Source organism: Plantactinospora sp. KLBMP9567, from assembly GCF_033446045.1.
Classification (GTDB): Bacteria; Actinomycetota; Actinomycetes; order Mycobacteriales; family Micromonosporaceae; genus Plantactinospora.
Genome location: NZ_JAWQRR010000018.1, coordinates 157,761 through 169,633, shown reverse-complemented (window position 1 = coordinate 169,633; position 11,873 = coordinate 157,761). Strand labels below are relative to the sequence as shown.

General features: G+C 72.7%; 8 protein-coding genes. 1 reads left to right on the top strand and 7 read right to left on the bottom strand.

Annotation, left to right across the window (positions count from 1 at the left end; translation table 11 throughout):
* The first annotated feature begins 4 nt into the window (after positions 1-4).
* Positions 5-217, top strand: coding sequence for a ferredoxin (locus R6Y94_RS13925; RefSeq protein ID WP_318396242.1), 213 nt, complete (start codon positions 5-7; stop codon positions 215-217).
* 51 nt (positions 218-268) lie between these two features.
* Here R6Y94_RS13925 and R6Y94_RS13920 read toward each other — a convergent pair whose 3' ends face one another.
* From R6Y94_RS13920 to ectB, 7 genes are all read right to left on the bottom strand, one after another.
* Positions 269-733, bottom strand: a complete 465-nt coding sequence (locus R6Y94_RS13920) for a hypothetical protein (RefSeq protein ID WP_318396241.1) — start codon at positions 731-733, stop codon at positions 269-271.
* A 239-nt stretch (positions 734-972) separates the two neighbouring features.
* On the bottom strand, positions 973-2,292 hold the full coding sequence (locus R6Y94_RS13915) for an ABC transporter permease (protein WP_318396240.1): 1,320 nt from the start codon (positions 2,290-2,292) through the stop codon (positions 973-975).
* Positions 2,289-3,107, bottom strand: coding sequence for an ABC transporter ATP-binding protein (locus R6Y94_RS13910; RefSeq protein ID WP_318396239.1), 819 nt, complete (start codon positions 3,105-3,107; stop codon positions 2,289-2,291). Before R6Y94_RS13910 ends, R6Y94_RS13915 begins: the two co-directional genes overlap by 4 nt.
* Complete coding sequence (locus R6Y94_RS13905) at positions 3,104-4,132, bottom strand: efflux RND transporter periplasmic adaptor subunit (RefSeq protein WP_318396238.1); 1,029 nt, start codon at positions 4,130-4,132, stop codon at positions 3,104-3,106. The genes R6Y94_RS13910 and R6Y94_RS13905 overlap by 4 nt, the downstream gene beginning before the upstream one ends.
* A gap of 313 nt (positions 4,133-4,445) precedes the next feature.
* Positions 4,446-6,005, bottom strand: a complete 1,560-nt coding sequence (locus tag R6Y94_RS13900) for a glycosyltransferase family 39 protein (protein ID WP_318396237.1) — start codon at positions 6,003-6,005, stop codon at positions 4,446-4,448.
* 203 nt (positions 6,006-6,208) lie between these two features.
* Entirely contained in the window at positions 6,209-10,279 is a 4,071-nt protein-coding gene (locus R6Y94_RS13895; protein WP_318396236.1) for a Pls/PosA family non-ribosomal peptide synthetase, read from the bottom strand.
* Positions 10,276-11,643, bottom strand: coding sequence for a diaminobutyrate--2-oxoglutarate transaminase (ectB, locus tag R6Y94_RS13890; RefSeq protein ID WP_318396235.1), 1,368 nt, complete (start codon positions 11,641-11,643; stop codon positions 10,276-10,278). The genes R6Y94_RS13895 and ectB overlap by 4 nt, the downstream gene beginning before the upstream one ends.
* Positions 11,644-11,873: the final 230 nt, after the last annotated feature.

Below are 11,873 nucleotides of genomic sequence, written 5' to 3'. Positions count from 1 at the left end.
CGCGATGCGGATAACGGCTGACCTGGACCGCTGCGTCGGCGCCGGCCAGTGCGTACTCACCGAGCCCACCGTGTTCGACCAGAGCGACGACGACGGCACCGTGATCGTCCTCGGGAGCGCTCCGGAGGACGCGGAGACGATCGGCCGGGTACGCGAGGCGATCCGCATCTGCCCCAGCCAGGCCCTGGCACTCGCCGAGCCCGCAGCTACGCCCTGATCCACCGGCCGAGGACGGTCGGTCGGGGCGCCACGTCCGGTGGATGTCGCGCTACTCGTGCCGGCTGACACCCTCGGAGTGCATGCCGGTCTGCTCCTCCAGCGGGTTGTTGCGGAGGTCGTCGAGCGCGGTGTCGTCGGGAAACAACCGGCGTCCCGGCCCGGGATCGGACGGGGCGCCGCCCGGTCCCGCCTCCGGGGTACGGGTCGGCTCGACCGGTCCGAACCCGTGTTTGCCCGCCCCCTGTGCCCACGGTTGGGGCGGCTGCGCGTCGGCCCGCCGTTCGCCCCGTCGCGCGGGTGGCAGGCCGGTCTCCTCGCTCCCCTCGTCCAGCGGCGAGTCCTGGGTAGCGCCCCACGGCGCGTCCCGGTCCTCGGTGCCACCGGTGGTCCCCCAGGGTTGCACCGACTGCGGGCCGCGCTCGGACCCGTCCAGGGCGGCCGGAACGCCGTCCGCGTCGTCCGGCTGGAGCTGTCCACCCGGGTCCTGGTCCGCCGGTCCCCTCTTCGCGCTCATCCCCACCCCCGCTGCCCAGTCGTCCCCGCCGGGCCGGCCCGGTCGACCCGGCACCGGCGGGTGTGCGGTTCCCGGCCCAGGGCAAGACATGCGGCCGGCCGGGAAGGTATCTCCGGTCGACCTGCCTCGGGCAGTGCCCGGGAGCCGCCACCGACGGCGGGCGACGACACAACCGGGTTGGGCGGGCGTGGAAGGGGTATAGCCGGCTATCCGGTGGTCCTGGTCCGGCCGCCTCCGGGTCAGGCCCGCATGACGGTCGCGATCGGGATGCGGGCGGCCCGGATGGCCGGGATGAGTCCGCCGAGCAGCCCGGCCACCAGGCCGGCGATGACGCCGGCAACTCCCGCGCGCCACGGGAACACCATGTCTTCGAGGAACGGCGCCTGGTCGGCGAAGAGGGTACCGGCCACGCTCAGGGCGAGCGCGGACGCCCCGATCGCGGCAGCCGCGGTGAGCAGGCCGGTGAGCAGGGTCTCGGCGAGGACGATGCCGGCCAGCAGCAGCCGCGAGGTGCCGACCGCCCGGCGCAACGCGAACTCCTCGACCCGTTCTCCCACGGTCGCCAGCCCGACGTTGAGGATGCCGGCGACCCCGATCAACAGCACCAGGCTCGCCATGCCGAGGAAGATCCACCGGATCAGCGCCAGGTCCCGGGCGATCTCCTTGCGGGCCTGGATCGTCTCGAAGTGGATCTGGTCCGCCGGTATCCCGGTCGCGGTGATCCGGAGCACCAGCAGCCGTTCCAGCTCGCCCGCCGTCGGAGCCATCATCACCTGGAGACCGGGACTGAATTCGCTGGGGCCGGTCGCCGGGGGCATCCAGTTCGCCAGTTCGTCGGCCCGGAGGTAGGCGACCGGTTGCGGGTTGCCGTCGTCGACCACGCCGATGATCCGGGGCGTCGGGTTGGCGGTCGCCCCGTCGATGCGCATCTCGGCCGGTACCTGGTGCCGGTTGAAGCCCTTCGCCGCCTCCAGGTTGAGCACCAGCCGGGGCGCCAGGGACGGCGCCGAGGTGAAGTCCAGCCACTGCCCGGAGACCCTCCGGAACGGCTTGAACTGGCGGATGTCGCCGGTCAGCGTGTTCAGGGTCAGCTCGATCGCCTGCCCCGGTACGGGTGTCCCCGCGTCGCCGCCGGGCGAGATCGACCGGCAGCCGTACTGGTCGCAGTACACCGGGCCGCCCGGGCCGCCGTAGCCGCCGGCCTGGTCGAACGGGGCTCCGCCGGGGTTGATCGGAGCGACTCCCGGCTCGCCGACGATCGCCTGTCGGGTGGAGATCGCCACCGCGTCCGGCCGGTTCGCCAGGGTGTCATTGCTGACCCGGACGCTCTCCGGACTTGCCGGCAGGTACGCCTGGCGGGTGCCGTCCTTGCCCACCTGTAGCGCGAGGTTGGCCAGTTGGGCCCGTTCGAGGGTCTCGGCCCCGGCCTGCACCACCACCACGGCCAGTACGCCGAGGAAAAGGCTGACCATCGACAGGAAGGTACGCATCTTGCGGGCCCGGATGCCCTGGACGCCGATGATCAGCGCGGACCGGAACCGCCCGGAGAGCCGGATCACCGGGTCGCCCCGTCCGGCACGGCGATCGGAGCGGTCCCGGACGGGGCGGTCTGGGTCGCGGCGGCCGGATCGGTCCAGCGCGTGCCGGACCCGCTCGCGGCGGACTCCGGTGTCCACGCCTCGTCCGGGGTGGTGGTCGCGGGATTGAGCATCCCGTCGCTGAGCCGCAACACCCGGCGCATCTTGTCGGCATGGTCCCGATCGTGGGTGACCAGGATCAGCCCGCAGCCCCGGTCGGTGGCCGAGCGCATCACCTCGATCACCAGGTTGCCGGTCTCGGTGTCCAGCGCGCCGGTCGGCTCGTCGGCCAGCAGCAGGCGTGGTTCCCGGACCAGGGCCCGGGCCACCGCCACCCGCTGCTGTTCGCCGCCGGAGAGCCGGGCCGGACGGTGCTTCGCGAGGTGGGCGATGCCGACCTGGTCGAGTGCGGCCATGGTACGGGCCCGGCGCTTGCCGCGGGACAGCCAGCCCTGCCCGTTGACCAGGGCCATCGCCACGTTCTGCGCGGCGGTGAGGTGCCCCAGCAGGAAGAACCGCTGGAAGACAAAGCCGAACTCGGCGCTGCGCAGCGCCGCCGCCCGGCGTTCGGGCAGTCGGGTGATGTCCCGGCCGCCGAGCAGGTAGCGACCGCCGTCCGGACGGTCGAAGAGGCCGATCAGGCTGAGCAGGGTGCTCTTGCCGGAGCCGGACCGGCCGAGGATCGCCACGCTCTCTCCACTCTCGACGGTCAGGTCGACGCCGTCGAGGATGGTCCGTGGCTTCTGCTGTCCCTTCAGCGTCTTGGTGATGCCGTGCAGTTCCAGCAGCGCGGTCATTTCCCGCCCATCGGGTCGGCGGGGCCACCCGGCTGCGCCGGTTTGGCCGGCGGCAGGTCGGGGCCGGGTACGGCGACCGTCTCGTCACCGGTCAGCCCGGACGTGATCTGCACGACCTTGCCGTCGCTGAGCCCGAGCACCACGTCCCGGGTCTCCCGGTTGCCGTCCGGGCCGACCACGTCCACCTTGCCGCGGCCCTGACCGCCGGCGACCGCCTCGACCGGGAGCACCAGCGCGTTCCTGGCCCGGGCGGTGACCACCTCGAGGGTGGCGGTGGCACCGTTGATCAGTTTGACGTTGGACGGTGCCGTGCAGACCACCCGCATGCCGGTCGGCTCGGACGGCTGGACCGGCTGCCGGGGGTCCGGTGGCGGGCCGACCGGCACGACCGGGGGCGCCCCGGGGCCGGCCGACGGGCCGGTCGACGGTTCCGGTGCCGGCGGGTCCGGGATCGTCCCGGCCGGCAGCGCGGCGATGGTGCCGAGGACTTTGCAGGCGAACGGGCCGGGGCCGTTCTTGATCTGGGCCTGCACGGTTGCCAGCGAGTCCGAGATCTGGTATGCCTGAGCGCCGTCGATCTCCGCGACCAGCCCGTACCCGATCCGCTTCGCCGACACCACCGGCATCCCGGCGGCGACGTTGGACCGGTCGTCCACCAGCCGGCCGGCGAAGACGGCACCGGCCGGTACGTCGATCCGGTGGCTTCGGCCCTTCGCCCAGATGCTGGCCACCCGCGTCGCCTTGGTCGGCGTGCTCTCCGGCGGCTCGACGTCGCGGTAGCGGATCTGACCGGCGACCGGGGCCACCACGCCGAATACCGGGTTCATGGTGACCTTGCCGGCCAGGCTGACCCGGTTGTCGAGATCCTGCCGGGCCGGCTTCGCCGTGGTCATGGCGGTGCCCCGGGCCGCCAGACCGGGGGTCCGGGCCTCCGGATCGGACTCGCTGCAAGCGGCACCCGCTGCGACGAGCAACACGAGCACGCACGAGCGCAGCAGCGAACCTTTCGGTAGTCGCCTTCGCACCGGCACCCCTCACTGACGTAGTCCCGGACCGACATCTGACAAGACGCAGCCCGCCGGTCATCGGTTGCCCTCGGGACGGGATGATTTCGCGACAAACGACCGGCAAGTGGCGGTGCGGTGCCATCCGCACCGCTACCGCCGTATCAAACCAGAACGGCCGCCGGGGCACTGTCCCGTGTCAGCCCCGGGCCGGCGCCGGCAGCAGCAGGCGGACAAGTCAGCTCGAAGGCACGAAGCCAGTCGGGCGAAGGGTCACACCCACTACTGCCGACGATCGGCTCCGCACTGCCGAACCGCCCCACCACCCGCACAGTCAGTCGAAGTGCCGGATCCGGGGCCACAGCTCGGCCCAGGCCAGCCGGCGGTCCTGGCACACCACGATCGGCACGCCCTGCTCCTCGTTGTCGACCCCGACTCCGTTGTCGAGCCGTCCGGCGATCCGGCACCCGCCGAAGAATCGGCGGAGTTCGCCCACCTCACCCACCCCGACTCCCACCAGCACCGTCGCCGACTCCGGCGGCGGGCCGTAGTAGCCCAGCTCGTTGTGTCCACTGTAGATCGGGGGAAGCCGGTCGGCGCCGAGCCGGGTGAGCGCGCCGGCCTCGCCGTAGTTGGCGGTCAGCACGACCGCCGCGGCCCGGTCGGCGGGCGGGAGTTCGTCGTACGCCCGGACCACCTGGTCGACGTAGCGGGGCCAGCCGACCGAGTCCGCGGCGGTGACGTTGATCCCGGGCACCGGCGAGTCCCCGAGCACCTCGACCGGGAGCAGCGGTAGTGCCATTACCGCGCTCGCCAGCGCGTTGAGCAGGTACGCCGTGCCGACCACGGACGCGCGCAGCCGCCGTCGCCCCCGCCCCAGCCAGTCGGCCAGCACCACGCAGCCGGCGGCGAGGAGCGCGCCGAGCAGCCCGTACGAGTAGTAGTGCTGGCCGCCCGACACCAGTACCAGTACGCAGACCACCAGGTACGCCACGGCGAGTGCGCGTACCGGCCGCCACGGTCGGCGACGCAGCAGCCCGACCAGGCCGGCGATCCAGACCGCCGCCAGCGGGGGTCCGATCAGCAGGAACTGGAAGGGCACGAACGTACTCCGCGACTCGGCGCCCCTGTCGTCGGCGAGCGCCGTGGCCATGTCGGCCTGGGGCAGCTCGTGGGTGAACTGGTAGACCAGGTTGGGCGCGCCGATCAGCAGGGCGAGTGCGACGCCTGCCCAGAGCCAGCGACCGGCCAGGATCCGGCGCGGTCCCACCGCCAGCAGGCCGGCGCCGAGCCCGATCAGCAGCAGCACCACGAGCAGTTTGTTGTAGAGCCCGATCCCGAGTACGGCTCCGGCCGCCAGCCACCAGCGCGGCTGGTCGCGCAGCAGTGCCCGGGCGGCGCAGAGGACGATGCCGAGCCAGACCACCAGGTCGACGCCGGCGGTCAGCAGTACGTGTCCGAAGATCAGCGTGGTCGCCCCGGTGCCCAGGCCGAACGCGGCCAGGGTCTGGGCGAGCGCGCCGCCGCCGAGTTCCCGGGCGAGCAGGGCGGCCAGTAACAGCGCCGCCAGCACGAAGAGGGTGGCCGGCACCCGCAGGCCCCAGAGCGAGCCGCCGAAGAGCGCGTCGGCCAGCCGGGCGATCGCCGGGGTGAGCGGCGGCTGGTCCCGGTAGCCCCAGTCGGGGCGGAGCATCAGGAAGTAGAGCTCGTCGCGGTGGTAGCCGTAGCCGCCGTTGGTGGCCAGCAGCAACGCGGCGACCAGGCCGGCGACGGCGCCGAGCGGTCGCCAGGCGATCGGGGCCAGCGTACGGCGCCCGCCGCCGTCGGTCGCGGTCCTTCCGGGTACGTCCGGCGGCGCGGCGGTCGCGGCGGGCCGGACGGCGTGCTCGGTCATGGGTCGCCCTCCCCTGGCGGTGCCGGCGACCCGCGACGCGAGCCCGTGCCGGCCAATGCATAACGGTTAGAGTTTAACCGTTAGGTATCGGCTGTCAACGCGCTCCGACCCGGACGCCGGCCACGGCCCCGTCCACCGTGGCCGCTCCCCGGTCGTCTACGCCGAGGCCGAGTCGGCGGGCGACGTCGGTGACGGCGTCCCCGCTACTGCGCCGGCCGGCCGCCGGTCGGGGCGGCGCCCGGCCCCGACACCTGGTGGGCCGGGTTGCCCCGCCAGACGGTGCCGGCCGGCAGGCTGCTGCCCTTCATCACGAACGAGTCGGGAGCCACCACCACCCCGTCGGCCAGCTCGACGCCGTAGTGCACCAGTGCGCCGGTGCCGACCGAACAGCCGCGACCGAGCCGGATCCGGTCCGTCTTGAACGTCCCGTCCTCCAGCGAGTGGGAGTGCAGCGTCGACCCCTCGTTCAGCGTGCAGTGGTCGCCGATCCGCACCAGGGTCCGCTCCGGTATCCCGCAGCCGTCGTCGAAGACCCGCCGGCCGACCCGTACGCCGTGCAGGCGCAGCAGCAGCGGCTTGAGCGGGGTGCCGTTGAACAGGCCGAGGTGCCCGACCCCGGTGAGCTTCCAGTACCGCTCGTGCCGCCAGTACCGGGGGTCGTAGATCGAACAGCGCAGCGGGCGCAGCCGGCGGAAACCGAGGCAGAGCCAGTCCAACAGGGCCGAGTAACCGACGATCAGCAGCATGGCGAGCAGCAGCCCGGCGCTGAACGTGAACAGGTTCGGCCGGGCGCCGTCGCGGATGCCCTCGACCCGGACCACGACCTGGATCGAGAGGTAGAAGAGCAGCCAGCCGCTGAGCAGGTACCAGCCCATGGTGCGCAGGTTCGACCGGTTCTTCCGGGACAGCCGGCGACGGAACTCGTCCCCGGCCCTCAGCTCGTCGAAGCCGGCGTCCCGGCGTACCGACCGGGGAATCTCGAACGGCGGGGAACCCAGCAGCCCGACGCCGGTCCGGACCGGGCCGTCGACCGGCACCATCACCTTCGTCGCCAGCAGGCAGTTGTCGCCGACCCGCGCCCCGGCCGGAAAGACGACCCGGTTGCCGAGGAAGTTCTCCGCACCGACGGTGACCCGGGACAGCGCGAACGAGGTGGGCGAGTACCGGGCGTTGCCCATCGACAGCCCGTCGGAGACCAGCACCCCGCCGCGCACCTCGCAGAGGAACGGCGTGTCGTGCCGCTGCCCGCAGCCGAAGTTCGAGCCGGTCTGCCGTACCTGCCGGAACCGCCAGCCGATCGCCCGGAGGTAGCCGATCACGTACGAGCTGTCCCCGAAGAGGAGGTTGAAGTACGGGACGTTGCTGAACCGGGAAACGGTCTGGAAGCAGATCCACCGCCAGCCGTAGAGCGGATACGCCCGGTCGGCGGCGAGGAAGAGGTTCGCCAGCCGGGGCACCGCGAGCACCAGCAGCGCGCCGAGCAGGATGCCGCCGACGAACATCAGCAGCGATCCGGAGACCGTACTGATGTCCAGCGTGAAGGCGAGCGCGGCGAGTACGACCAGCAACTGGGTGTCGACCACCACCCGGCCGACGAGCTGGCCGGCACCGTAGGCGCCCCGGCGCACCGCCGCGCAGTGCCGGGGCTCCGCCACCGGGTTGCCGCTCCCGCCGGGCACCGCCGGTGACCCGTGGAACCGCGCTCCGGCCGGTACCACCTGCCCGGCACGCGGCGACGAGGCGTGCCCGAGGTGCGCGCCGTCGCCGAGTACGGTGTCGAGGTCGAGCACGCTGCCCTCGCCGACCTGGACGTTCCGGCCGAGCCGGACCGGACCGGTGGTGATCCAGCCGGCCTCGGCCCGGTAGCCGAGGAAGCTCGCGCCCCGGCCGACGACCGATCCGGCGCCGATCTCGATCAGGTCGGTGCAGACCGGCACCGACCGGGACAGCACCAGGGCGCCCGGGCCGATCTTCGCGCCCAGCGCCCGCAGGTAGAAGTTGTAGACCGGCGATCCGACGAAGAGGACCAGCGGGTTGGCCCGGATCATCCGCTTGACGACCCAGAAGCGGAGGTAGCGCAGCCCCCAGATCGGAAAGGTGCCGGCCCGCCACCGCCCGACCAGCAGCCACTTCAGCGCCACCGGCAGCACCGCCAGCACGCCGAACCAGGCCGCCCCGAAGCTCAGCGACCGCAGCGCGACGTCGCCCGCGCCGGCGCCGTCGGTGATCCAGGTGTACCCGGCGAGCGCCACGGCGGCGAGCAGCACGAGGTAGCCCAGCCCGAAGAGGGTCTGCAGCACCCCGCAGCCGTACCACTCGAGGTTGCTCGGCACCCGCTGCGCCGGGCGCGGCGGTTCGGGTGGCGCCGCCGGGGTGTCCGCCCCGACGACGGTGGCCAGGGCGCGCACGGTCGGGTGCAGGTACACGTCCTTGATCGAGACGTCGGCACGGAGCCGTTCCCGCAGCCGGGTGCAGTACCGGGACATCACCAGCGAGTCGGCGCCGAGGTCGGCGAAGAAGTCGTCCCGGACCGAGACCCGGTCCACCCGCAGCAGGTCGGCGAGGAGTTCCGCGAGTGCACCCTCGGTCGGCCCGACCGGGGCGACCACCGACGTCGTCGGCAGCGCACGCGGCCCGGACGGGGCTGGCAGGCGCTTGCGGTCCACCTTGTCGCTGGGCAGCGTCGGCAGCTCCGGCAGCTCCTCGAGATAGGCCGGGACCATGTAGCCCGGCAGCCGGGTCCGCAGCGCGGCCAGCGCCGCCCCGCTCTCCAGCGCCGCCGCACCGGCCCGCCGGGTGTAGAAGGCGGCGAGTTCGACGACGCCGGGCTCCGGCTGGTACGTCGTCACCGCCGCCTGGGCAACCTCCGGCAGCCGCAGCAGCACCGACTCGATCTCGGTCAGCTCGATCCGGTACCCGCGCACCTTGACCTGGCTGTCGATCCGGCCCAGGTAGTCGAGCTGCCCGTCCGGGGTGATCCGGCCGAGGTCCCCGGTCCGGTAGATCCGTCCCGAGGGATTGTCCGGGATCCCGATCGGGTCCGGGATGAAGGCCCGGGCGGTCAGGTCGGGCCGGTTGACGTACCCCGGAGAGAGGCCGACCCCGGCGATGCCGATCTCGCCGGTCTGGCCGGCGGGCAGGACCCGGTGGGCGGAATCCAGGATCACCACCGAGTACGTCGGCAGCGGCACCCCGATCGTCACCGGCCGGTCCGGCTCCAGCCGGGTCCAGGTGGCGGTGACCGACGTCTCGGTCGGGCCGTAGACGTTGAGCAGCGTGCGGCCCGGCCGGTGCCACCGCTCCACCAGGTGCGCCGGGCATGCCTCGCCGGAGACCAGCACGAACCGCAGCTCCGGCAGCTCCTCTTCGATCGTGGCCAGCAGCGTCGGTACGCAGCAGAGCGCGGTGACCCGCTGCCGGGCGAGGAAGCCGGCCAGGTCGCTGCCGACCAGCGCCCCGGGCGCGGTACTCGGCACCAGCGTCGCGCCGGAGACCAGCGGCACCCAGATCTCCTCGACGGAGAAGTCGAAGGCGATCGTCATCCCCTGGTAGACGCGGTCGTCCGGGCGCAGCCCGTAGCACTCCACGGCCACCCGGACGAAGTTGCAGATGTTCGCCTGGTCGATGGCGACGCCCTTGGGCCGGCCGGTACTGCCGGAGGTGTAGATGAGATAGGCCAGCTCGCCCGAGTCCGGCCCGCGTTCGTCCGGCGCGATCCGGTGGCTGGGGTACCGGTCGAGATCCGGGTCGGTGTCGATCCGGATCACCGTGCCGGCGACGTCGTCGAGCCGGTCGCCCAGCGTCGAGAGCGTGACGATCGTCCCGACTCCCGCGTCGGCGACGACGAAGCCGATCCGGTCCGCCGGGAAGTTGGCGTCCACCGGGACGTACACCGCATGGATTTTGGACACCGCGAGCATGGCCAGATAGGCGAAGGCCGACCGGTCCAGGAGCAGCCCGACCCGGTCGCCCGGCCGCACGCCCCGGGCCAGCAGCAGCCGGCCGAACTGGTTGGCCCGGGCGTCGAGTTCGGCGAAGGTGAGCCGGCGCTCGCCGTCGTCCACGGCGAGGCGCCCGGGATCACCCTCGGCGGCGAAGCGGTCGCAGCGCTGCTCGAAGAGGTGGTGCAGGCGGTCACCGGGTCGCCAGCGCACCCGGTTGTCCGCGCCCGGTGCGGTCAGTACCAGCCCGGTGCCGGGCCGGGCCGCCGGGATCGGGGTGCGGGGCGCGACGGTGGGAGCGGCACCCGGCGCCACCGGTGCCGGCCCGGTCACGCCGGCACCAGGCCGGAGGAGCCCCACACGTCCCGCTCCGACCCGGCGGTCGGCGCCGCCTGCTCGTCCTGGTCCGATCCGGCGACCTGCGTCGCCGCGGCGCGGGTCGCCGCCAGCAGGATGTCGAGGCCGTTGTCGAGCAGCTCGTCCGGAGTGGTGAGCGGCGCCAGCACCTTGACCACCTGGTCGTGCGGGCCAGCGGTCTCCAGCATCAGGCCGTCCGCGAAGCAACGCCGGCTGATGGCCGAGGCCAGCTCCCCCGAGCCGACGTCGACGCCACACATCATCCCGCGCCCCTTCAGCACCGCGCCCGGCACGGCGTCGGCCACCTCGGCCAGCCGGCGCGCGAGCAGGTCGGCGCGGCGCGCCACGTCGGCGGTGAAGTCGTCACCGGACCAGAACTTCGTCAGCGCCACCTGCGCGGTGACGAAGGCGTGCGCGTTGCCCCGGAACGTGCCGTTGTGCTCGCCGGGCTGCCAGACGTCGTACTCGGGACGGATCAGTAGCAGCGCCATCGGCAGGCCGAACCCGGAAATCGACTTCGAGAGCACGACCAGGTCCGGAACGATCCCGTACGGCTCGAAGCTGAAGAACGTGCCGGTACGACCGCAGCCCGCCTGCACGTCGTCCACCACCAGCAGCGCACCGCTGCCGCGGGCCAGTTCGGCGATCCGGCGCAGCCAGCCGGCCGAGGCGACGTTCAGGCCGCCCTCGCCCTGCACGGTCTCCAACAGGATCGCGGCGGGCGCGTCCAGCCCGCTGGACGGGTCCCGCAGCATCCGCGCCAGCAGGTCGGCGGTGTCGATCCCGGCGCCCTGGTATCCGTCGTACGGCATCCGGGTCACCCCGGGCAGCGGAAGCTGCGGGCCCACCCGGTGGTGCCGGTTCCCGGTCGCCGCCAGCGCGCCGAGTGAGACGCCGTGGAAGCCGTTGGTGAAGGCGACCACGTTGGTCCGCCCGGTCGCCTTGCGGGCCAGCTTGAGTGCCGCCTCGACGGCGTTCGCCCCGGTCGGGCCGGTGAACTGCACCCGATGGTCCAGACCTCGGGGCAGCAGCACCAACGACTCGAACGCGCTGAGGAACGCACCCTTGGTCGCGCTGGACAGGTCGAGGCAGTGCGACATCCCGCGCTGTTCCAGATGGGCGATCAGGGCGTCCCGCATGTCAGGGTCGTTGTGCCCGTAGTTCAGCGAACCGGCACCGGCGACGAAATCGAGGTACTCGCGGCCGGTGACGTCCCGCACCACGCTTCCCTCCGCCGTGTCGAATACGCAGTCGAATTGGCGACAATAGCTCCGCACCGCCGATTCTCGACGCTCGAATATCTCCTTCTCATTCGCGCCCGCCGCTCCGCGCACCGTCATCGCTCCTTCTGCGCCGCGCCCGATGGCCTGGTCGGCCGCAGCCGCCAACCAGGACCGGGACTGTCAGATGTCTGTACGTCCAACCGGAGAACGGCGTCCGGGACACGGCGGCGATTGGCGGCGATGTCAATCGGTTGGATTGCCGACTCAACGCTTGCAGTACCGATGGCTGGGTGCCCTGATACGTGATGGCGTTTCGACGACGGCAGCATTCACGAGCGATTTTCCGA

What these genes read in the sequence shown, in the direction of transcription:
- R6Y94_RS13925 (WP_318396242.1), top strand. Translation starts at nt 5, where the DNA reads ATGCGGATAACGGCTGACCTGGACCGCTGCGTCGGCGCCGGCCAGTGC.
- ectB (WP_318396235.1), bottom strand. Translation starts at nt 11,643, where the DNA reads ATGACGGTGCGCGGAGCGGCGGGCGCGAATGAGAAGGAGATATTCGAG.
- R6Y94_RS13920 (WP_318396241.1), bottom strand. Translation starts at nt 733, where the DNA reads ATGAGCGCGAAGAGGGGACCGGCGGACCAGGACCCGGGTGGACAGCTC.
- R6Y94_RS13910 (WP_318396239.1), bottom strand. Translation starts at nt 3,107, where the DNA reads ATGACCGCGCTGCTGGAACTGCACGGCATCACCAAGACGCTGAAGGGA.
- R6Y94_RS13900 (WP_318396237.1), bottom strand. Translation starts at nt 6,005, where the DNA reads ATGACCGAGCACGCCGTCCGGCCCGCCGCGACCGCCGCGCCGCCGGAC.